Here is a 22,444-nt window from a genome sequence, read left to right on the forward strand (position 1 = left end):
TTTGTTTCACACAAAATTAATGAATATTTTTTATAATAATCCTCTACCTATTTTTTTTAACTTTCCTTCACTTTTATACTCACGTACAAGCTTGTCTAAAATACCATTTATAAAAATGCTACTTTTTGGCGTAGAGTATTCTTTTGCTATCTCAAGAAACTCATTTATAGTTACTTTCTCTGGAATAGAAGGAAAATTTAAAAGTTCGCAAATTGCCATTTTAAGCAAAATACCATCAATATCTGCTATACGGTCTTTATCCCAATTAGGTGTTTTACCAACAATTTCTTTAACATATTCCGCATCATTTAACAATGTTTTGGTTAGCAATTGCTTTGCATACACCATATCATCATCTTCTTTTAAAAGCTCTGGCAAAAAGTAAGATTCTGTAGCATCTGGCTTTGCTTTTTTAATTAGCTTTAAAACAAATGTATTTATGATAGGTATATCATCAACCCACGTTAATTTATCGTCTTCAAAATAGTCGTAAATTTTTTCGTTAGGTGCTATTACATTTTTATAAAGATCTGCAAGTAAGTTTTTATCTTCTTCATAACTACTAGTTTTGCTAGTCATATATGTTGTGTAATATTCACTTTCTACAACTTCTTTATAAATTAATCTTATGTATTCTTCGTTTAAATACCAATCATTTAATTTTCTGCTAGACAATTCTTCAAGTAGTAATTTATTGTCTGCTATTTGTAGTAAAACTCTATTATTTACAAATTTTTTACGATCAGGATATGCATCAGAAACATTTCCTAAATAACTTTTTGCTGCAATGTCTGCTTGCTCTTCTGCTCTTTTTTGCAGTTCTACCAACAAACTTAACATTAATAAGTACAGTGTGTACATACTATCTACACTATACTTTAAAAACTTTACTTGTTTTTCTAGTGTATCATCTTGTGAATGAGTAAGGGCGTATATGCACTGCATTACTTTAACCCTAATATGCCTTCTTGTTAGCATTGAAAAAGAACTTTTAATTTGTTAAAAAATTATATTTTGCAAAAGTACTATTATATTTTTCAAAAGTACTAATTGTAACAAGTTTTTATCTTATGATAATGATAACATATGATTATGCTTAAAAACCTATCTTTGCTAACTTAGTACAACACCACTATCCTTAAAAAGTAAATGAAAGAGTTAAAACACATTAATAAATACTTTAAAAAATATTGGCTTAAACTTACCATAGGTATTATTATAACAGTTGTTGCGCGAGTATTTTCATTAGTAATGCCGCCTTACGTAAACAAATCTATTAACGTAGTAAAAGAATTTATTTCTCAAGGAAACGTACCTATTGATGTGGTTAAAGGACACCTGCTAGATTATATTCTTATTATTTTAGGTGCTGCCCTTTTATCTGGTTTTTTTACCTTTTTAATGAGGCAAACCATAATTAATGTATCTAGACACATAGAGTACGACTTAAAAAATGAGGTTTATGACCACTACCAAAAGTTAAGTTTAAACTTTTACAAAAAAAACCGAACAGGTGATTTAATGAACAGGATTAGCGAAGATGTTAGTCAGGTTAGAATGTATTGCGGACCAGCTTTAATGTACGGGATGAATACTTTTACATTATTTGCTTGTATTATACCCATAATGTATTCTAAAGCTCCCACTCTAGCTCTTTATACGCTTATACCATTACCTATATTATCTGTATTAATTTATAACATTAGTAAAGTTATACACAAACGTAGTACTGTAGTACAACAGTTTTTAAGTAAGCTTTCTACGTTTGCACAAGAATCTTTTTCTGGAATATCTGTAATAAAAGCTTACGGTATTGAAGAAAAAACTAACAGTCAATTAGTGTCTTTAGCTAATGAAGGTAAAGATAAAAGTATGTCTCTTGTTCGTATTAATGCGTGGTTTTTTCCATTAATGGTACTATTAATTGGTATAAGTAATATTATTGTTATTTATGTTGGCGGCAAGCAGTACTTAAACGGACAAATAGAGAGTATTGGATTAATTGCAGAGTTTATTATTTATGTAAATATGCTTACGTGGCCTGTTGCAATTGTAGGCTGGTTAACCTCTATTATACAAAGAGCAGAAGCATCACAAGAGCGTATAAACGAGTTTTTACAAGAAGAACCAGAGATTAAAAATACTGTTACTACTCCTATGGAGATTAATGGTAAAATAGAGTTTAAAAACGTAAGTTTTACCTATGATGATACTAATATTACAGCTTTAAAAAATGTATCTTTTACCATAAACCCTGGAGAAACTGTAGCTATAATTGGTAAAACTGGTAGCGGAAAATCTACCATACTAGATTTAATTGCAAGATTATATGATGTTTCCTCTGGTAATATTGCTATAGATAATACTCCTATTAAAGAAGTTAATTTAGATTGCCTAAGACAAAACATTGGTGCTGTACCACAGGATGCTTTTTTATTTTCTGACTCTATTAAGGACAATATCAAATTTGGTAAAGAAGATGCTACTGATGAAGAAATTATAGCTGTTGCTAAAAAAGCAGTGGTTCATAAAAATATTATGAACTTTAAAGAAAAATATGACACTGTTTTAGGAGAAAGAGGTATTACCTTAAGTGGAGGGCAAAAACAACGTGTATCTATTGCAAGAGCACTATTAAAAGATCCTAAAATTTACTTGTTTGATGATTGCCTTTCTGCAGTAGATACAGAAACTGAAGAAAAGATACTTAACAACCTAAAATCTGCTTCTAAAAACAAAACAACTCTTATAGTAAGTCACAGAGTATCTTCTGCCAAAAATGCAGACAAAATTATTATTTTAGATAACGGAAAAGTAGTTCAAGAAGGTACACATAACTCATTATTTGAGATAGATGGCTATTACAAAGCTCTTTATAATAGTCAACTCTCAGAGAAAGAAAGTTAGAAAAATGTTGTCAATTAGTTATTTTTTTTTCATTTTTGAAGTATACTATGATAACATTACACTAACGAGATAACTATAACAATGAGTGAAAAAGAATTAATGGATCAGGAAGAGATTTATTCAAAAGTATTAAGAGCCGGTAGACGGACTTATTTTTTTGATGTGAGAAGCACTAAGGCAGGAGACTATTATTTAACAGTTACTGAGAGTAAAAAATTTACACATGATGATGGATCTTTCCATTACAAAAAGCATAAAATCTATTTATATAAAGAAGATTTTACTCCTTTTAAAGAGATTTTAAACGAAATGATGGACTACATTATTAAAGAAAAAGGTGAAGAAGTAATTTCTGACAGGCACCAAAAAGACTTTAAAAAAGAAGAACGCACTAATGCAGTACAAGAAACTGCAACTACAAATAGCTTTACTAACGTAAGCTTTGACGACATTTAAATTATAAAAAAAATGTATCTTTAAGCGACTCTAAAAAGAGTCGCTTTTTTTATTTTCAAAAACTAACTTACCTATGAAAAAAAGATTTTTTTTACTAGCTTTTCTAATGTTTCAATTTATACAAGCACAAGAAAAACTAGATTTAAATTATTATTTACCACAAAATGTAACTTATAACCCAAATATTCCTAAGCCTATAGATGTTATAGGCCATGAAGTTGGTGAGTGGCACGTATCTCATGATAAATTACAATTTTATATGAAAGCACTAGCCAAAGCTAGTGACCGTATTTCTATAGAAAACAGAGGAGAAACTTATGAGGGCAGACCAATATTATTACTTACTATTACTTCTGCTAAAAATCAGACTAATATAGAAAGTATTAGACAAACGCATATTGCAAACACAAGTACTAATGTAGACACTAGTAACCAGCCCATAGTAGTTTACCAAGGTTTTTCTATTCACGGTAATGAGCCTAGTGGTGCAAATGCAGGCTTAGCTTACGCCTATTATTTAGCTGCTGCACAAGGAGCAGAAATAGAAAAGATGTTAAACAATATGGTTATACTAATGGACCCTGCTTTTAATCCAGATGGTATACAACGCTTTGCACATTGGGCAAACAGCAATAAAAGTAAAAATTTAAACCCAGATGGTAATGATAGAGAATACCATGAAACTTGGCCTAACGGACGTACAAATCATTATTGGTTTGATATGAACCGTGATTGGTTACCTGTGCAGCTACCTGAAAGCAAAGCAAGAATTAATACGTTTCATAAATGGTTGCCTAATATTTTAACAGACCACCATGAAATGGGTACAAACTCTACATTCTTTTTTCAACCTGGAGAACCTACAAGAGTACACCCTTTAACCCCTAGTGTAAACCAAGAGTTAACAGCAGAAATTGGCACATATCATGCTAAAGCTTTTGACAAGATAGGATCTTTATATTATTCTGAAGAAAATTATGATGATTACTACTATGGTAAAGGTTCTACTTTCCCAGATGTTAATGGTAGTATTGGTATTTTATTTGAGCAAGGTAGCTCTCGTGGTCACGTTCAAGAAAGTGAAAATGGTATACTTACCTTCCCTTTTACTGTAAGAAACCAGTTTACGGCAGCATTATCTACTATAGAAGCTGCTTACAATATGCGCTCTAAAATTTTAAACTACCAACAGCAGTTTTATAAAAATGCAAAATCTAACGCTGCTAAAAGTAAAACAAAGGCTATAATTTTTGGCGATAATAAAGATGCCTCTAAAACTTGGCACTTAGCAGAAATTTTAAGTAGACATAAAATAAAATTTAATCAACTTAAAAACGATGTAAGTTTAAATGGTAAGAAATACAAAAAAGGAGCTAGTTATGTTGTTCCTATGAATCAGAAAAACTATCAACTTATAAATGCTATGTTCGAGAAAAGAACAACTTTTACAGATAGCTTATTTTATGATATTTCTGCTTGGACATTTCCTTTAGCATTTAATTTAGATTACTCAGAAACTACTAGTCTAAGTAATTTGGGTGAAGAAGTTAAAGTACTTAAACCCTTAACGGGTAGCCTAACTGGCAGCAGTAATTATGCTTATTTATTTGAGTGGAATGAGTACTATAGCCCCAGAGCACTAAATACTATTTTAGAAGCTGGACTTAGAGCTAAAGTTGGTAAAGAGCCTTTTACGGTAGAGGGTAAAAGTTATGATTATGGAACTATTATGGTTCCGGTACAAAATCAACGTCTTAACAAAGCAGAATTACAACAGTTTATGCTTCAAATAGCAGAAGAAAACAATTTAAAAGTAACTGCTGTGGGTACTGGTTTAACCAAAGGTATAGATTTAGGTAGTAATGAGTTTGATCCTATTAAAAAACAACAAGTAGGCTTGCTAGTAGGTAATGGAGTAACCTATGCAGATGCTGGTGAAATTTGGCATTTATTTGATCAGCGCTACAATATGAAAATTACTAAGTTAGACACAGACTACTTTTCTAGAGTTGATTTAAGCAGGTATACAGCACTAATTGTTCCTAGTATTTACGGTAATGCTTTAGATAAAAACTCTGTTGCAAAAATTAAAGATTGGGTTAAAGCTGGCGGTACTTTAATTGCATACAGAAATGCTGCTTACTGGCTAAACTCTAATGAAATTATGAAAATTAACTTTAAAAAAGACTCTGCAATTGTTGCCAAAAATATTCCTTTTGATAAACGTAGAGATTTTAGAGGTGCACAAGTTACTGGTGGTGCTATTTTTGAAGCCAAATTAGATCGTTCTCATCCTATTAATTATGGGTATAAAAATGATAAATTACCATTATTTAGAAATACCAATATATATATAACGCCAGACAAAAACAGCTACAACAACCCAATACAATATACTAGTAACCCATTGTTAAGTGGTTATATTTCTGAAGAGAATTTAGCTGTATTAAAAAACAGTGTACCATTTAAAACTCAAGGTTATGGCAAAGGGCAAGTTATTTTATTTACAGACAATACCAATTTTAGAGCATTTTGGTTTGGCACAAACAAATTACTTATGAATGCCATTTACTTTGGTAAAATAATGTAATTAAAACATAAAGTAAATATTTAAAACCTGAGTTTTTAACTCAGGTTTTATTGTTTTTTACTAGCCTATTTTTAATCCATTTGGCACTTTAGCTTCCGGACTTAATAAAATAACATCTTTATCTTCTACTGCCCCCATAACTAAACACTCACTCATAAAATTAGCAATTTGCTTTTTTGGAAAATTTACCACTGCAACAATTTGCCTTTCTAACAATTGTTCTTTTGTGTAACGCTTTGTTATTTGAGCAGACGTTTTTAAAATTCCTATTTCTTCACCAAAATTTATTTTTAATTGGTATGCAGGGTTACGTGCCTCCGGAAAATCATTAACCGCTACAATAGTGCCAACACGCATATCTACCTTAGAAAAATCTGACCACGTAATTTGCTGTTTCATATCTATTATTTTTACCTTTACACTCTCAAAGATATAGTTAATTTTACAACTAAATTTAAATAACAAAATAATGGCACGTACACCAAGTAATATGTTACCCTTAGGAACCGTTGCTCCTTCTTTTACCCTTTTAGATACTACTACAAACACTATGGTAAGTTTAGAAAACCACAAAGGTGATAAGGGCACAATAATAGCATTTATTTGTAACCATTGTCCTTTTGTAATTCACGTAAATCCAGAGCTTGTAAAAATTGCAGATTTTTACAAAAATAAAGGGTTTTCATTTATTGCTATTTCTAGTAATGATGTTATTAACTACCCACAAGATGCACCAGAGTTAATGACTAAATTTGCAAAAGAAAACAACTATAGCTTTCCTTATTTGTATGATGAAAAGCAAGATATTGCAAAAGCATATGATGCTGCTTGCACACCAGATTTTTATGTTTTTGATTCTGATTTAAAACTTGTTTATCGTGGACAACTAGATGACTCTAGACCAGGAAATGGCATACCTGTGACCGGAAAAGACTTAAAAAGTGCATTAGATGCTTTAGAACAAGGTAAAATTGTGAATCCTGAGCAAAAACCAAGCATAGGTTGTAATATTAAATGGAAGTAATTTAAAGCCAACCTTCTCTTTCACATAAGTTTTTTATGTGTGCATAATGGTGATTGCTATGCCATGCATAACTACCTATATTTTCTGCTACTGTAACTTTGGTTTCCCCTGAGGGGTGAATAAAATACCTGTTTAACTGTTCATCTGTTAATCCCTTTAGTAAATAAACCAATTTTGCGTGTAACGCAGTTATGTAATTTAAAGATAATATAACTGGCGATGTAGAGGCATCTACCAAATTGGCCCAATCTTTTTCTTCATAAGCTTTTATTATAGGAGCTTCTTCTGTAAGCGCCCATTTAAAACGAGTATAACTATTATGATGACTATCTGCTATATGATGCACCAATTGTATTACAGTCCACCCATTTGGTCTATAAGGTGTATTTAGCTGCTCATTATTTAAATTTAAAACAATGTTGGTGAGTTTTACAGGAAAAGACTCCAACGTTTTAATCCACTTTTTAATTTGTTCTTTAGTTATTTCTTCTGGACAAATAAAATCACCTATAGGATATTGCAATGATTTTAACGTATTACTTTTCATACCAACAAATGCTATTTTAAATATCTAATTTACTTACAGTTAAGCACTAAAGTACATAAAATTTATAATTTAATTAACTTTTAACGCAACCCTTTTAACAAATAAGAGTCTAGAAGGTAAAAGCGCATATAATTTAGTGCCCCCATAGTTATATGAAAAAAGTTGGTAGGGTTTTTGTTAACATAATTGTTATGTAAGTAGAACCTTAATTTAAACACATTTAACCTATATAAATATGATTACTTTTTTTCTTATTTTGTCTGTACTAATTGCTGTAAATATTATTTTACTTACTGTAAGTGTAAATGGTAGTTTTTTCTCTAAACGAAAAAACCTCTCTTTAGAAAAGAGAGGTCTTAAAAAAAATTATGCTTAGTAGTTTTTACAAACTATTTTACATCCATTAATTCTACATCAAAAATTAGTGTTGCATTTGGTGGTATAACACCACCTGCACCTGCACTACCGTATGCTAAGTTAGAAGGAATTACAAAACGAGCCTTGTCTCCTACTTGTAATAATGCAATACCTTCATCCCAACCAGGAATTACTTGTCCTACTCCTAGTTGAAAATCTATTGGTTGGTTTCTTTTGTATGACGAATCAAAAACCTGACCGCTAACTAAAGATCCTTCATAGTGTACAGAAACAGTTTTACCACTTTCTGCTTTAACTCCATTACCTTTTTGAATAATTTTGTAACGTAAACCAGACTCAGTTGCATCAAAACCAGCAGCTAATTTTTCCATTTGTGCTTCTGCCTTTGCTTTTTCTTCTGCTAATCTTTTTTCTCTAGATCCTTCAAAAGTTCTAAAAGCTTCAACAGCATTCCACTTTTCTGCTTCTTCACCAACTCTTACAATTTCTAAAGTCTCAATAGTATCTCCTTGTGCTACAGCATCAACAACATCTTGTCCACTCTCTACGTGTCCAAATACCGTGTGCTTATTGTCTAACCAAGGTGTAGCAATGTGTGTTATAAAAAACTGGCTACCGTTTGTTCCAGGACCAGCGTTTGCCATAGATAAAACTCCAGGGCCAGAATGTGTTAACTCTGGATGAAATTCATCATCAAACTTATAACCAGCATCACCTGTACCAGTTCCTAAAGGACATCCACCCTGAATCATAAAATCTGGAATAACTCTATGAAATTTTAATCCGTTATAATATGGTGTTCCTTGTGGTTTTACAGAGTTCTCTAAATTACCTTCTGCTAAGGCAACAAAGTTACCAACTGTACCTGGTGTTTTATCGTGCGTTAATTTTACTAAAATCTCTCCTTTAGTAGTATTGAATTTTGCGTAAATTCCGTCTTGCATATCGCTTATTTTTTATGAGCCGCAAAGATAGTCATTGTTTTTTGTTCACAAAACCCAATGCGTTTAAGAATTTGTTATTATCCTTTTATCTTTTTTGAGGTTACAATACCGTATTTATCAAACAAATACACCAAACTTGTCATTGTAGCTGCCCCTAATTCTAACTCTCTTTTATTTACGTGTTCAAAAGTATCATTGGCAGCATGATGGTGATCAAAATAACGTTGAGAATCTGGTCTTAAACCTGCCAAAACTATATTATCTTTTTTTAATGGACCAACATCTGCTCCACTACCACCTTTTTCAAACAAATGAATTAAATATGGTTTAAATAAATTTCTCCAGCTTTCTACTTGTTCAAAATTTTCTGTAGAGCAATCAAAAGAAAAACCTCTAGGAGAAAAACCTCCGGCATCACTCTCTAAAGCAAAAATGTGATTTTCATTTTTACTTTTAGCCACCTGTGCATATTTATTACCTCCTCTTAAACCGTTTTCTTCATTCATAAAAAGCACAGCTCTTATAGTTCTTTTAGGCTTGTAACCAGATGCTTTAATTAAACGTAATACATCCATACTTTGTACTACACCTGCTCCATCATCATGAGACCCGTCTCCTAAATCCCAAGAATCTAGATGGCCACCTACTACTATAATCTCATTTGGGTAAGTACTTCCTTTTATCTCTGCAATAACGTTGTATGACTGTACATCATCATACTGTTTGCAATTTTGCTTAAAAAAGAATTTTGTGTTTGGGTTTAACTTTAAAGCTGTAGCTAATAACTCTGCTCCATTTGTACTAATTGCCGCAGCAGGAATTCTATTTTTTACAGGAGTATCTCCATAACTCATAGAGCCTGTGTGCGGATAATCATCTAAACGTAAATTAACAGACCTAACAATTACACCTACTGCACCAAACTTACCAGCCTCTGCAGCCCCTGAGTAACGCTGATCTACACACCCACCATAAGCAGTAAAAGTTACAATGTCTTTAGGGTTCATTGGTCTGTTAAAAAATACAATTTTACCTTCTATTTTTTCTTTACCTAACTCTTCTAACTCCTTAATACTCTTTACTTCTATTACATTAGCTTTTAACCCTAAGGCAGAAGTTGCAACAGAACCTCCTAATGCACAAATAGGCACACTTGTAGTTGTTCCGTCTTCAGATAAAATGTTTGCATACTCTGGTAAACCACGCACCCATCTTGGCACCATTACTGGTTGTAAATACACACGATCTACTCCTAACTTTTCTAATTCTTTTTTGGTATAATCTACAGCTTGTTGTGCCTCTACAGAGCCAGATAAACGCCCACCAATTTGATTAGATAAATGGTCTAACCAATTGTAGGCCATACCATCTGTTAATGCAGCGTCATAAATTGATCTAAGTTGTTTTTCATCAGCTGTTTGCGCAAAAATAGTTGTGCAAACTAATAGGAATATTACAGTTATTTTTTTCATCTTTTATTCTGATTCTAATTGGTTTTTATACATTTCTAAGTTTGCCTTAATTTCATCATCTAACTCTGGCTCTTTTATGTCTTTATACTTTTTTAATTCTTGCAATAAAATTGATGCTACAATTACTCTGGCTCCCTTTTTATTGTCTGCAGGTACCACATACCAAGGAGCGTGCTTTTTAGACGTTTTATTAATAGCATCTTCATAACACTCTTGGTAAGTATCCCAAAGTTTACGTTCTTTTAAGTCTCCCGGAGAAAATTTCCAGTTTTTCTCTTTTAAATCTAATCTACGTAATAACCTTTGGCGTTGTTCTTCTTTAGATAAGTGTAAATAAAACTTATAAATTAAAGTGCCATTTTCTGCTATATGCTTTTCAAAATTATTAATCTGTTCAAACCTTTTTGCCCAAAAAGCATCATCTATATCATCTACACTGAGTATACCCGGTATATGTTCTCCCATTATATATTCTGGGTGAACACGCGTTACCAAAACATTTTCATAATGTGTTCTATTAAACACTCCAAATTTTCCTTTTGCTGGTAATGCTATATAGTGCCTCCATAAATAATCATGCTTACGCTCTAATTCTGTTGGTACTTTAAAACTGTGCACCACAACACCACGAGCATTAAAATCTTTAAAAATCTCTCGAATTAGACTGTCTTTCCCAGCAGTGTCCATACCTTGTAAGCAAATTAAAACACTATATTTTCCGTGAGCATATAACGTGTCTTGAAAATCACCTAATTCCTCTCTAATTTTTTCTAATTCCTTTTTTAATTTCTTATCAGATTCATTAAAAGTTTCTAATGTTGGTTTGCTAGACAATTGTACATTTTCTAAAACCTTATATTTTTTTATATCTACGTTACGCACTTTATTCTATTTTATTTTTTAAGAGCTTGAATATACTATATTTTATTGATGTTTCCTTGTTTTATAGCACATCAATAGGATTTTTTGCCGCTTTAACGATAATAAAAGGTTATGATAACATTACTAACTATATTGCAACAGAATCTGTACTTAAGGGTGCCCCAAAACCTTAAAAATGATACAAAAACTTAAAAATACATCCCTACTATTAGCAGCTTTATTGTTGTTTTCTTTTGTTACCAATACCGCGTGCGATTTGGTAAACTCTAACTTAGAATTTGCTTTAAAACAGACTAAAAATGCTGAGAAATCTCAGGATATAAACACAGTTAAATTTCATACATACAAGGCTATTAAAATAGTACAAAAATTAGACAAGCAATTAAAAGATTGTGGTTGTTCTACTGCTAATAAAGAAATTACAGAAGGCCTAAACTTACTTAAAGATATTACACACAGTACATCTTTATCTACAGCTAAGTTAATGTTAGAAGATGCTAGAAAAAGTATTAGTTCTGGTATAGATAAAATTGCTACCTACAGTAAAAAAACAACTAGCAATACTGATAAAAAAATTAGTGCAGAAAACGCAAAAGTATATGCTACTGTAGATAGTATTCTGATACCTTTAGAAAAGTCTATGTTAGCAATGACAGTAGAAAAAGACAACTGTAAAGAAGCTTATGCTACTGCTTTGGCTATTTACGAAAAAAATGAACTTAAACTAATGGATGAGTCATTAACTGAAGCTAAAAAATACTATCATTTACGAAGTATAGAAATTGCAAAAAAAACTATGAAGAAGCTTGAAGATTGTGCTAAAGCAAAATAACTTTAGTTTTCTAATGCTAATTTTAATGCCAGCAAACCTTCTTCAAAATCTTTGCCAACAGCTTTATCCATATTCATAAAAAGCATCATAATACTCATAGGAAATGTGTTTTTACCAGAAAAACCCCAAGTTACTCTTGTAGTGTTATTTTCTAAGTCATAAAATTTAAAGTAACAGTCTGATGTGGATTTAAAAGGTTTAAAAAACCTTAACTCACCATCTATACGTTCTCCGTTAATGATATTGGTAATTTCTTGCTCGCCTTCACCTACTTCTTTATTTCCGTTCCAATAGCTAGTAAAGCCTACTGTACCGTCTGTACCGGTATATTTACGAGCCATATTAGGATCTTTTTTAGCCCAAGGAGACCAAATTTCTTGATTTTTAACAAGCAAAACATAGTTAAAAACTTCGTCTTTAGATTTGGTGATATCTATAGACCTATACACATTAAAACTCTTGGGAGCTACTACAGCTAAAATTACAACAAGTACTACTAAGCTTGCTAGTATATAAACAGCTATCATCATTTTTTTTGAGGTTTGGTTGGTTCTTAAATTTACAAAAAAATAATAAAACTTTATGTAAGTAATACTTCTGTTATAGCTATGTGTTTTCCTTATAATAACGCTCTAAAATATCATCTATACTTTTTATAGATTTTTTAGTCCAATCTAGTCTAATAGCTAATATTTCCTCGGCTGTAAGTTGCCAATTTTTAGTTGTTTTTTTTAATTCTGTGGTTAAGTGTTGTAATAATATTGCTGCAGAAACAGATATGTTTAAACTCTCGCTAAAACCAACCATTGGTATTTTTACATAACCATCTGCTTTGTCTAGTACTTCTTGACTTAAACCACTTTTTTCTGTACCAAAAAACAACGCTATTTTATCATCTATCTTAAAATCATCTAGTAAATAAGAATCTGTATGCGGAGAGGTTGCTATAATTTTATAACCATCTTTACGCAGCGTATCTATACACTCTGTTGTTGTATTATACCTTGGCGTAGTTACCCATTGTTGGGCTCCCATTGCTATATTTTTATCTAAAGGCTCACTGTATTTACTTTCTATTAAATGAGCAGTTTGTACACCAAAAGCATCACAGCTTCTAATAACTGCACTAGTATTATGCATTTGAAAAACATCTTCTATAGCAACGGTAATATAATTAGTTCTGTCTTTTAAAATATCTAAAAAACGCGTTTTACGTTCTTCACTTATTATGTTTTCTAAATAAGTTAATAGTTTAGTGTCTGTCATAAAGACCAATATAAAAAGAAAAGTTTAATTTTATAAAAAACTAGTGCGAATGAAAAATATTGTTCTCCTTACTGGAGCCGGAATTAGTGCAGAAAGCGGCATAAAAACATTTAGAGACGCAGATGGCTTATGGGAAGGTCATGATGTTATGCAAGTAGCTTCTCCGCAAGGTTTTGCTGCAGACCCAGAGCTTGTATTGGATTTTTATAACCAAAGAAGAAAGCAATTATTAACTGTAAAACCTAATAAAGCACATTTAGCTATTACAAAATTACAAGAGCACTTTAATGTAACTGTAATTACCCAAAATGTAGATGATTTACACGAGCGCGCAGGAAACAAAAATGTGGTTCATTTACACGGTGAACTTTTAAAAGCACGTTGTACCCAAAATGAAACCGAGGTATTAGAATGGACAAAAGACTTAAACTTAGGAGATTTATCTAAAAGTAAAAACCAACTAAGACCGCATATTGTTTGGTTTGGTGAAGAAGTACCTTTATTAGAAAAAGCTGCAAAAATAACTGAAACAGCAGATGTTTTAATAATTATTGGCACCTCTATGCAAGTATACCCAGCTGCTAGTTTGGTACATTATGTTACTAATGGCACTCCTATTTACTTTATAGACCCTAACCCTAGTATTAAGCAAAGTGATTTTAATAACCTTACAATTATAAATAAAACTGCCGTTAATGGTTTGCCTACTCTTGTAAAAGATTTAATTGATACAATGCTCTAGTATTTTTTACCCATTCTATTAGCGCTTCCTTTTGTGTACTGCTTAAATTTGCCGTTTTGTGGGTCCACGTATATTCCTTTAATGGCATTTCTCCACTTTCTACGGTTTCCATTACCTCATCAAGCTTATGATCTTTTTTCTTAACTGAATAATTTTCCCATTCAGAAAAATTTAAATGTTTTTTACCATCTTTAACGTGGTCTGCCAACCAGTATGATACCGGTGCTATATTGTTATACCAAGGATACGCAGTTGTGTTACTATGACAATCATAACAGCTAGTTTCTAATATTTTTTTAACTTCCTTAGAAGGATTTGTTTCTGTTAAAAAGGCAGTTTTTAAATCGGTTTCTGCGTTATTTTTTTCTGGCCTGTAAAATTGCATTGCTATTAAAATAATTAATAAAGCTAGTAGTATTTTTTTTAGTATTTTCATCTTTACAATTTAGTATAAGCAAAATACAACTTTTTGTGACAAAAACAGAATTACATTTGTGGCTACAAAGTAGCGTTAACCACTCTAGAGAAAAAAGACAACAAATAGCTAATGTTATTTTACAAGAACAAGGTTTAGTTCCTAACTTACTAGACATTGTACTTACTGTAAATGACCCTATCTCTTGTAAAGCAGCTTGGGTATTAGAGTTTGCTTTTAAAGAAAATAATAGTATTATTTTTCCTGTAATTGATAAATTTTTAAACGGACTAAAGTTGTTAACCATAGAGTCTAGCATTAGACCTTGTGCTAAAATTTGCGAAATTTTAATGCTTCAATATTTCTCTAAACAAGAAAACCAAGTTCAGAAAAACTTAAAAGAAAAACATTTAGAGCTAATTACTACCGTTTGTTTTGATTGGCTTATTGGCAACCATAAAGTAGCTACACAGGCGTATTCTATGACAAGTCTCTATGCATTAGGCAAAAAGTATGCTTGGATACATCCAGAGCTACGTAGCATATTAGAAAAAAATTACCCTTACGGCACTGCTGCATATAAGGCAAGAGCTAGATTAACATTAGATAAAATTGCATAAAAATTTAACTTTTTATTAATTCTATTTCTTAAAAAACAGCACATAAAACAAGCTAACTAATAGGCATATAAACATACTTTTAACTACCTTTGCAGCTTTTAAAAATCAACACAAAAACAGATGTCTTTAAACCAATTAAATGCCATTTCTCCTATAGATGGTAGATACAGAAACAAAGTAGATGCTCTAGGTTCTTTTTTTTCTGAAGAAGCTTTGATAAAATACAGAGTTAGAGTTGAAATTGAATACTTTATTGCATTATGCGAAATTCCGTTACCGCAATTAAAAGATTTTGATACTGCATTGTTTGAAAACTTACGTGCTATTTACCAAAACTTTACTACTGAAGATGCGCAAGCAATTAAAGAAATAGAAAAAGTTACAAACCACGATGTAAAAGCTGTTGAGTATTTTATTAAAAAGGAGTTTGACAAATTAGGTTTGCAAGACTATAAAGAATTTATACACTTTGGTTTAACATCACAAGACATTAACAACACTGCTATACCGCTTTCTATAAAAGAAGCTATGAACGAGGTTTACGTTCCTATGTATTTTGATGTTGTAGAAAAACTAGAAGAATTGGTTAAAGAGTGGGCAGAAGTATCTATGCTTGCCAGAACTCACGGACAACCAGCTTCTCCTACACGTTTAGGTAAAGAAATAGATGTTTTTGTTGTTCGTTTAAAAGAACAATTTAATTTATTAAATGATATACCAAGTGCCGCTAAATTTGGTGGTGCAACTGGCAATTTTAATGCACATAAAGTTGCTTACCCTAACATTGATTGGAAATCATTTGGACAAAAATTTGTTCAAGAAAAGTTAGACTTACAGCACTCTTTCCCTACTACGCAAATTGAGCATTATGACCATATGGCTGCTTTGTTTGATACGCTTAAGCGTATAAATACTATTATTATAGATTTAGATAGGGATTTTTGGACATACGTGTCTATGGATTACTTTAAACAAAAAATTAAAGCTGGCGAAGTTGGCTCTTCTGCTATGCCACATAAAGTTAACCCTATAGATTTTGAAAACTCTGAAGGAAACTTAGGTATAGCTAACGCCATTTTTGAGCACTTATCTGCTAAATTACCTATTTCTAGATTACAGAGAGATTTAACAGATAGTACAGTACTTAGAAACGCTGGTGTACCTTTTGCACATACTATTATTGCTTTTAGCTCTACATTAAAAGGATTAAACAAACTATTACTTAATAAAGAAAAGTTTGAACAAGATTTAGAAAATAACTGGGCTGTTGTTGCAGAGGCAATACAAACTATTTTACGTCGTGAGGCTTACCCTAACCCTTATGAAGCATTAAAAGGTTTAACTAGAACAAACGAAAAAATTAATCAGAAATCTATAGCTAATTTTATTGATACTTTAGAAGTATCTGATGCTATTAAAACTGAACTAAAAGCTATTACACCAAGTAACTATACTGGTATTTAGTAACTGTTTATTTTATAGCTTGTAAAAAGCAAAAACCCATCAATAATTAAATTGATGGGTTTTTTATTTGTTTTATTATTAGCTTAACGCTTAATAAGCAGTCTTGCTTTTTGCGTTACACCATTTACTCTTACTTTTAAAAAGTATTTTCCGCGTCTTAAATAACTTAAGTTATACGTTAAGTTAGACTTACCAGCTGTTAACTGCTCTTTTGAACTAAATACTTTTCTTCCATAAAAATTATAGATAACAAAATCTGCATTTGTATCTAAATTACTATTTAATTGAATATTTAAATAATTTCTAAACGGATTTGGATACAGTCTTAAATTTGTAATAGACACCTGATCTTGTGCATCACAAGCACCTAATGTTGCACCGTAATACTTTACAAAAACTGCTGCTGCCCATTTAGACATACAATACGATTTTCCTTTGTAACAAACCTCAACTCCTGGTCTGTACGCGTTACCACACCTAACATCTTCTACATCTACAGTAACGTTTGCTGTTGTAAAACAACCATTAGCATCTGTTACAGTAACGGTATATGTTGTTGTAGCCTCTGGACACGCTTTAATGTCTTGTGTAGTTTCACCATTACTCCACTCATAACTATAAGGAGCAACACCACCTTCTACTGTAGTTACACTTAAAGTTGTACAAGAGTCATAGCCTAAGTAAACCTTAGTGTTATCAGAAACAGAAATGTTTATTGCCTCTGGAGCTGTTATTATAAATTCTTCCGTAACCTCATTGCCTAAAGCATCTGTAATAATTACGCTATGTGTACCAGCCTCTAAGCTTGTAGCAGTTTCTGTAGTATCGCCATTACTCCACTCATAAGCATATGGTTTTGCGCCACCTTCTACAACTACTGTAGCTGTACCATCTAAAGCCGTACTACAAGTAACATCTGTTGTAGATATACTTACCAACTCTAAACCTTTTAACTGAAAACGTGCAGATACCGGAAAGTGGTCTGATACTGTGTTTGGATAGTCACTATCATAAAACTCATAATGTACACGAGCAGATTCTGCTATATAATTGTCATTTAACTCGTTTGTTATTGTAATATGGTCTATCATATTTTCTCTAAAAACATACGATCTAAAATCTTGGTCACTTAATGTTTTTGAAACTATGTTATAGTTAACCTCATCTGTAGCATAAGCATTAAAACTAGACGTTGTAGTCGTTGTAATATCTGCAACTGTTGTATCTACATCATCATTATAATCACCCAACAAAATAAGTTTTTTGTCTGCGTATTGCACATCTAAAGTATCTTTTAATACCTCAACATCATACTTACGCATATCATACCTGCCTTGTGCATCTGTACCACTATTTGCTCTTGCGTGCAAGGCAACAACATTTATTTGTTCTGTTGCACCATTAATAGTTACGTCTGCTGTCATTAAAAATGGTAAACGACCACTTGCATAAAAACGATCTGTTGCACTAGGATAATTAATCAAGGCAGAGTCGTCTCCTCCGTTATACATTGGGTGAATTGTTTGCAACAACACCTTAGTATTTACCACATTTACAGTTGCTGTATTGTATATAAATCCTAGTTTTTGACTAACTCCAGGGTCATTAGGGTAAGATACCGCTGGTGAAAGTACATAATCATACCCAGGAAGTTCACTAACCATTTGAGCAAATAAAGTCTCATCTGCAATTTCTTCTACAGCATAAATATCTGCATCTAACTTTGCAATTATAGCTTTTGTACTATCTTTTTGTATGGCATCAGACATTGGGCTACCAGCTGCTGGCGAGTTTGCTTCATCTCCAAACCACTCTATATTCCAGGCTACCACATCTAACGTTTTGTCTTTTCCTATTTCTACCGGAATTGTTGGTGGTACATACTCCCCTGCGCAAGGCATATCTTCTGAAGATCTTGGTAACAATTGGTATGTTTCATAAAAACGACCAACTACACCTGTAATTTCTGTACAAGTATTAGGCTGACCTAAACCAACTATTGCTTCTACATCATTATCTATACGAAGTGATCCATTACCAGATGCATCTGTAATAGTGTAGTTAGAATTTCCAAACAATATATCTCCTGGTTTAGGAAAAGCAGGATTAATAATACGTACCAATTCTGCCGGATGATTTACCAACTCACTTAAAGTAACTGTTACTGGTGTAATTGCGTTTGTTGGTGCTCCATTGTTTTCTACATTGGTAACCGTTGCTATTTGTAATTGATCATTAAAAGCAGATCTTGTACCTGTTACAGTAATAGAATCACCTACCATAAAAACACCTTCTCCGTGTACCAACTCATCAAAAATAGCAATTGCTCCTGTAGCATCTTGTATGTAAGCAGAACCAGCAAAAGCATCTGCAACAGTTAATACTCCCGTTACAGTAACCACTTCTCCGTCTGCTACATTTCTTGCCTCTGCAATACTAATAGTTGCTGGCGGTGGTATAACAGCTCCGTTTTCTGTTCCTGGAGAAGGAATAGCTTGTGTATACGTTGCTGTATTTCTTGCTCCTCCTTGTCCGTTTGGAAAACGCTGTAAAGAATGCCCGTCTTTATTACCTAATTCATCTTCGTTAATTTGTGCCTCTCCTACATTTAAAAGAGCTAATAATTCTGTAGCATCACTATCATTAGTGTCATACACCAAAGCATCTATTAAACCATTAGTTGTTACAGCTACATTCTGAAAATCTGATGCATTACCAGTGTACAAAGCCACTGCATCTGCTCCGTTTTGCAAACCATTACTTGGTATTACTAAGCTTACATTTGGCACATCTACATTACCCATTACAAAATAACCTTCTGCATTGGTTGTGTATCCATCTAAATCATACGCTGCATAACTTTGGTTGTTAGAGCCATTATAGTGTACTAAAACAAAACCATCTAAAGCCGTGTTACCTTTACCGCCATCAAACAATTCTACAAATTCTTGCGTATCTGTACCTGCTGTATCTGCATCTACTTCATTAATTACCAAAGTAATTGGTTCTGTAGCATTTGTGTTAGATGCACCTGGTGTTGGCAAAGCCTGTACATAATTAGCAGTGCTTAACGCTGCGCCAGAACCATTAGTATAACGTTGCAAAGAATGTGCATCTTTATCTCCTGCTCCACCTTCGTTAATTTGTGCTTCTCCTGCATTTAACAATACCAACAATTCAGCATCATCACTATCATTAGTATCATACACTAAAGCATCTAAAAGATTTGTTGTGTTTATTGCAGAATTATTTGGAAAATCTGCAGCATCACCTGTATACAAAGCAACAGCATCTGCTCCGTTTTGCAAACCATTACTTGGTATTATAATATTTACATTTGGTACATCTGCATTTCCTATTACAAAATAACCATTTGCATCTGTGCTATATCCGTCTAAATCATAAGCCGCATAACTCTGGTTATTAGAGCCGTTGTAAAAAACCAACACTTTACCATCTAAAGCAGTATTACCTGCTCCGCCATCAAACAATTCTACAAACTCTTGTGTGTCTGTACCAGCTGTATCTGCGTCTAACTCATTAATTAGTATTGTAGCCTCTGTTGGTGGCACAACTACAACCTCTCCGTTTGCAGCACCTGGTGTTGGTGTTTCTTGTGCAAATGTAGATGTATTTTGTGCGCCTCCTGCTCCGTTTAAAATACGTTGTGAAGAATGATTGTCCTTATCTCCTGCTCCGCCTTCATTAACCTGAGCTTCACCAGCGTTTAACAACACTAATAATTCTAAATCATCACTATCGTTAGTATCATACACAACAGCATCAACTATATTATCTGTAGTTACACTAGAACCGTTTGGAAAATCTGAAGCATCACCAGTGTATATAACAACAGCATCTGCACCATTTTGCAACCCATTACTTGGTATAACTAAACTTACATTTGGTACATCTACATTACCAATTACAAAATAGCCATTTGCATCTGTTGTATAGCCATCTAAATCATACGCAGCATAACTTTGGTTGTTAGAGCCATTATAAAGCACCATAACAAGACCATCTAAAGGAGTATTTCCTGCTCCTCCATCAAACAATTCTACAAATTCTTGTGTATCTGTACCAGGTGTATCTGCATCAATTTCATTTATTAATATTGATGGAGTTACCGGTGTAGAAGAAGAAGTTCCTTCTAAACGAACGTCATCAAAACCAGCGTAATCACTACCTCCGTTTTGTTTAACAAATAACCTTAAACTTACTGAGGAAACCGTGTTAGGAACAGCAGTTGTAATTTGCTCCCAATCTGCAGTGCTGTAAGGACTGCCAACAGTTATAACTTGTACTCCTTGTGAAGTACCATCGTGAAAAATCTCATAGCTAATTGTATCTCCATTGGTAACATCATAACCAACAACATTTACTGCAAATGATAAACTCACATCTGTATAAGTAGATATATCTACAGCGTCAAAAGTTAATGTGCCACCATCTGCTGTACCACAATTCCCCTCTAAATCTCTAATTCCAAAGAAATTTGTTCCTGTATTTGCGGTACTTATAGATCCTACACTTGTTACCACATCCCAAACATCACTACCACCATCATTACAATTGTTTGGAGATACTGTATAGTTCCAGTTATCTGTAGCAGTACTCTCATACCCTTGAGAAATAATATAATCTCCTGCTGGTGGTGTAACTATGGTATCCTCTAAAGTTGTTATTGTTACTGTATTGCTATTTGCAGACATATTACCTGCTGCATCTAATGCTTTTATAGTAAAAGTATACGTAGTTTCTGCTGTTAAGTTTGTTACTAGGTATGATGTTCCGCTAACAACACCTGCTAAAGTAGTACCGTTAAAAATTTGGTACGCTGTAACACCTACATTATCTGTAGCTGCGTCCCAACTTAAAAGTGTTTCTGTTTCTGTTGTATTTGCTGCACTTAAATTTAAAGGTGCAGTTGGAGCTTCTGTATCTGAACTTGTATTATTAAATCTGTTTTCTGCTTGTGGTCCTCCCCAAATAGCAGTTGCAAAAGCAGGATTGTCTATAAAAGGGTTTCTGTTTCCTTGAATTCCTTCTAACAATACATTTCTATTAATTTCTACTTGAGACACAGGATCTTCTGCATTCCATTGTAAAAAAATATCTGGAACATCTCCACTATACGTAGTTGCGCCTGTACCTACTGCTGTAGGTAAACATTGGTTGCCATAACGTATGTACATATACATTATCATTCTGGCTACATCTCCTTTCCACTCATCTCCAGGATACCAAACATTACCACTCATTAAACCTGCATTACCACTACCATCACCAAATGGGTGATTGTTACGTAATGAGTTAAACTGTACATCTGATGATCTTAAATGGTGTGCATCTGATCCCGGACCAGATGTTCCTAAGTTTGGATTTCCTAATGATTTTGGAAAAACATGTTCTCTGTTCCAATCGCCAACACCACCACCATTGTTATTTTTACTTCTGGTACGGTCTGTTGTTGTATTGCCATCTGCATCATTATAACCATAAATTAACAATACATTATTAGAGTTTGCCGGATCTAAATCTGTTTGTTTTAAAGCGTCCCAAACGCCTGGTGTATAACTTAGTACAGTTGTTTGTGTTGTTGTAACCAAGTTAGATAAGTCGGTTTTTAAGTTACCACCTGTTTGTGTAACATCTGTTCCGTTGTAGTATGCTGGCACTTGACAATAGCCTATGGCCGTTAAAAGCAGCATTCCAATGGAAATTAATACTTTAAGGTAATTTTTCATCATTTTTTATATAGGTTTGTTGGCGATAAAACTACATTTAAAAGATATTATAATTACTTGTCTAATATTAACTTATTATTAACGATTACTATTAATTGTTGATAACGTTATGTACTGTTTTTGTTTGTTTAAAATTGAACAAAAAAAAGACCGCA

The 22,444-nt window shown here is 32.8% G+C and carries 19 protein-coding genes; 9 read left to right on the plus strand and 10 right to left on the minus strand.

All coding sequences use genetic code 11. The annotated features are described in order from the left end of the window. Positions 1-30: 30 nt before the first annotated feature. Positions 31-978 (minus strand): transcription antitermination factor NusB, encoded by a 948-nt coding sequence (gene nusB / locus CELLY_RS00630; protein ID WP_013619712.1) that lies wholly within the window; start codon positions 976-978, stop codon positions 31-33. A 171-nt stretch (positions 979-1,149) separates the two neighbouring features. On the opposite strand from nusB, the gene CELLY_RS00635 reads away from it, so the two are divergent. The 3 genes from CELLY_RS00635 (at position 1,150) to CELLY_RS00645 (ending at position 5,953) form a co-directional block, all read left to right on the plus strand. Next, positions 1,150-2,907, plus strand: coding sequence for an ABC transporter ATP-binding protein (locus CELLY_RS00635; protein ID WP_013619713.1), 1,758 nt, complete (start codon positions 1,150-1,152; stop codon positions 2,905-2,907). 81 nt (positions 2,908-2,988) lie between these two features. Beyond that, a complete protein-coding gene (locus tag CELLY_RS00640) occupies positions 2,989-3,363 on the plus strand; it encodes a PUR family DNA/RNA-binding protein (protein WP_013619714.1) in 375 nt (124 codons plus the stop codon). Between the two features lie 73 nt (positions 3,364-3,436). Continuing rightward, complete coding sequence (locus CELLY_RS00645; protein WP_013619715.1) at positions 3,437-5,953, plus strand: M14 family metallopeptidase; 2,517 nt, start codon at positions 3,437-3,439, stop codon at positions 5,951-5,953. 60 nt (positions 5,954-6,013) lie between these two features. Here the strand turns inward: CELLY_RS00645 and CELLY_RS00650 are convergent, their stop codons facing one another. Beyond that, positions 6,014-6,352 carry a tRNA-binding protein gene (locus tag CELLY_RS00650; protein ID WP_013619716.1) on the minus strand — a complete coding sequence of 113 codons (339 nt, stop codon included), beginning with the start codon at positions 6,350-6,352 and terminating at the stop codon, positions 6,014-6,016. 70 nt (positions 6,353-6,422) lie between these two features. On the opposite strand from CELLY_RS00650, the gene CELLY_RS00655 reads away from it, so the two are divergent. Further along, positions 6,423-6,977, plus strand: coding sequence for a thioredoxin family protein (locus tag CELLY_RS00655; RefSeq protein ID WP_013619717.1), 555 nt, complete (start codon positions 6,423-6,425; stop codon positions 6,975-6,977). Between the two features lies 1 nt (position 6,978). Here the strand turns inward: CELLY_RS00655 and CELLY_RS00660 are convergent, their stop codons facing one another. After that, complete coding sequence (locus tag CELLY_RS00660) at positions 6,979-7,524, minus strand: YfiT family bacillithiol transferase (protein WP_013619718.1); 546 nt, start codon at positions 7,522-7,524, stop codon at positions 6,979-6,981. Positions 7,525-7,759: 235 nt separating this feature from the next. On the opposite strand from CELLY_RS00660, the gene CELLY_RS17030 reads away from it, so the two are divergent. Continuing rightward, positions 7,760-7,900, plus strand: coding sequence for a hypothetical protein (locus tag CELLY_RS17030; RefSeq protein ID WP_156099824.1), 141 nt, complete (start codon positions 7,760-7,762; stop codon positions 7,898-7,900). 13 nt (positions 7,901-7,913) lie between these two features. Here the strand turns inward: CELLY_RS17030 and CELLY_RS00665 are convergent, their stop codons facing one another. The 3 genes from CELLY_RS00665 to CELLY_RS00675 all read right to left on the minus strand — a co-directional run bounded on the left by CELLY_RS00665 (position 7,914) and on the right by CELLY_RS00675 (position 11,200). Beyond that, positions 7,914-8,846 (minus strand): peptidylprolyl isomerase, encoded by a 933-nt coding sequence (locus tag CELLY_RS00665; RefSeq protein ID WP_013619719.1) that lies wholly within the window; start codon positions 8,844-8,846, stop codon positions 7,914-7,916. A 77-nt stretch (positions 8,847-8,923) separates the two neighbouring features. Continuing rightward, a complete protein-coding gene (locus CELLY_RS00670) occupies positions 8,924-10,318 on the minus strand; it encodes a M28 family peptidase (protein WP_013619720.1) in 1,395 nt (464 codons plus the stop codon). A gap of 3 nt (positions 10,319-10,321) precedes the next feature. Next, a complete protein-coding gene (locus CELLY_RS00675; RefSeq protein ID WP_013619721.1) occupies positions 10,322-11,200 on the minus strand; it encodes a PPK2 family polyphosphate kinase in 879 nt (292 codons plus the stop codon). A gap of 175 nt (positions 11,201-11,375) precedes the next feature. On the opposite strand from CELLY_RS00675, the gene CELLY_RS00680 reads away from it, so the two are divergent. Next, positions 11,376-12,032, plus strand: coding sequence for a hypothetical protein (locus CELLY_RS00680; protein WP_013619722.1), 657 nt, complete (start codon positions 11,376-11,378; stop codon positions 12,030-12,032). A gap of 2 nt (positions 12,033-12,034) precedes the next feature. Here the strand turns inward: CELLY_RS00680 and CELLY_RS00685 are convergent, their stop codons facing one another. Next, positions 12,035-12,559 (minus strand): SRPBCC family protein, encoded by a 525-nt coding sequence (locus CELLY_RS00685; RefSeq protein ID WP_013619723.1) that lies wholly within the window; start codon positions 12,557-12,559, stop codon positions 12,035-12,037. 79 nt (positions 12,560-12,638) lie between these two features. Then, on the minus strand, positions 12,639-13,298 hold the full coding sequence (locus CELLY_RS00690) for a TrmH family RNA methyltransferase (RefSeq protein WP_013619724.1): 660 nt from the start codon (positions 13,296-13,298) through the stop codon (positions 12,639-12,641). Between the two features lie 49 nt (positions 13,299-13,347). On the opposite strand from CELLY_RS00690, the gene CELLY_RS00695 reads away from it, so the two are divergent. Next, the gene (locus CELLY_RS00695) at positions 13,348-14,040 is read left to right on the plus strand and encodes an SIR2 family NAD-dependent protein deacylase (protein ID WP_013619725.1); all 693 of its coding nucleotides are present in this window, start codon (positions 13,348-13,350) and stop codon (positions 14,038-14,040) included. On the opposite strand, the gene CELLY_RS00700 is transcribed toward CELLY_RS00695, so the two are convergent. Then, positions 14,003-14,476, minus strand: a complete 474-nt coding sequence (locus tag CELLY_RS00700; RefSeq protein ID WP_013619726.1) for a heme-binding domain-containing protein — start codon at positions 14,474-14,476, stop codon at positions 14,003-14,005. The two genes, CELLY_RS00695 and CELLY_RS00700, sit on opposite strands and share 38 nt — an antisense overlap. Positions 14,477-14,511: 35 nt before the next feature. Between CELLY_RS00700 and CELLY_RS00705 the strand changes: the two genes are divergently transcribed. Beyond that, entirely contained in the window at positions 14,512-15,075 is a 564-nt protein-coding gene (locus tag CELLY_RS00705) for a hypothetical protein (protein ID WP_013619727.1), read from the plus strand. A gap of 120 nt (positions 15,076-15,195) precedes the next feature. Beyond that, positions 15,196-16,539 carry an adenylosuccinate lyase gene (purB, locus tag CELLY_RS00710; protein ID WP_013619728.1) on the plus strand — a complete coding sequence of 448 codons (1,344 nt, stop codon included), beginning with the start codon at positions 15,196-15,198 and terminating at the stop codon, positions 16,537-16,539. An 83-nt stretch (positions 16,540-16,622) separates the two neighbouring features. Here the strand turns inward: purB and CELLY_RS17190 are convergent, their stop codons facing one another. Beyond that, positions 16,623-22,292, minus strand: a complete 5,670-nt coding sequence (locus CELLY_RS17190) for an endonuclease (RefSeq protein WP_013619729.1) — start codon at positions 22,290-22,292, stop codon at positions 16,623-16,625. Positions 22,293-22,444: the final 152 nt, after the last annotated feature.

The sequence above is a fragment of the Cellulophaga lytica DSM 7489 genome, from assembly GCF_000190595.1.
GTDB lineage: Bacteria > Bacteroidota > Bacteroidia > Flavobacteriales > Flavobacteriaceae > Cellulophaga > Cellulophaga lytica.

Bases quoted from the DNA above. Each gene is read 5' to 3' on its own strand.
- CELLY_RS00655 (WP_013619717.1), top strand. From the start codon at position 6,423: ATGGCACGTACACCAAGTAATATGTTACCCTTAGGAACCGTTGCTCCT.
- CELLY_RS17030 (WP_156099824.1), top strand. From the start codon at position 7,760: ATGATTACTTTTTTTCTTATTTTGTCTGTACTAATTGCTGTAAATATT.
- CELLY_RS00680 (WP_013619722.1), top strand. From the start codon at position 11,376: ATGATACAAAAACTTAAAAATACATCCCTACTATTAGCAGCTTTATTG.
- CELLY_RS00645 (WP_013619715.1), top strand. From the start codon at position 3,437: ATGAAAAAAAGATTTTTTTTACTAGCTTTTCTAATGTTTCAATTTATA.
- CELLY_RS00690 (WP_013619724.1), bottom strand. From the start codon at position 13,298: ATGACAGACACTAAACTATTAACTTATTTAGAAAACATAATAAGTGAA.
- CELLY_RS00670 (WP_013619720.1), bottom strand. From the start codon at position 10,318: ATGAAAAAAATAACTGTAATATTCCTATTAGTTTGCACAACTATTTTT.
- CELLY_RS00650 (WP_013619716.1), bottom strand. From the start codon at position 6,352: ATGAAACAGCAAATTACGTGGTCAGATTTTTCTAAGGTAGATATGCGT.
- CELLY_RS00660 (WP_013619718.1), bottom strand. From the start codon at position 7,524: ATGAAAAGTAATACGTTAAAATCATTGCAATATCCTATAGGTGATTTT.
- purB (WP_013619728.1), top strand. From the start codon at position 15,196: ATGTCTTTAAACCAATTAAATGCCATTTCTCCTATAGATGGTAGATAC.
- CELLY_RS00635 (WP_013619713.1), top strand. From the start codon at position 1,150: ATGAAAGAGTTAAAACACATTAATAAATACTTTAAAAAATATTGGCTT.
- CELLY_RS00695 (WP_013619725.1), top strand. From the start codon at position 13,348: ATGAAAAATATTGTTCTCCTTACTGGAGCCGGAATTAGTGCAGAAAGC.
- CELLY_RS00685 (WP_013619723.1), bottom strand. From the start codon at position 12,559: ATGATAGCTGTTTATATACTAGCAAGCTTAGTAGTACTTGTTGTAATT.
- CELLY_RS00700 (WP_013619726.1), bottom strand. From the start codon at position 14,476: ATGAAAATACTAAAAAAAATACTACTAGCTTTATTAATTATTTTAATA.
- CELLY_RS00640 (WP_013619714.1), top strand. From the start codon at position 2,989: ATGAGTGAAAAAGAATTAATGGATCAGGAAGAGATTTATTCAAAAGTA.
- nusB (WP_013619712.1), bottom strand. From the start codon at position 978: ATGCTAACAAGAAGGCATATTAGGGTTAAAGTAATGCAGTGCATATAC.
- CELLY_RS00665 (WP_013619719.1), bottom strand. From the start codon at position 8,846: ATGCAAGACGGAATTTACGCAAAATTCAATACTACTAAAGGAGAGATT.
- CELLY_RS17190 (WP_013619729.1), bottom strand. From the start codon at position 22,292: ATGATGAAAAATTACCTTAAAGTATTAATTTCCATTGGAATGCTGCTT.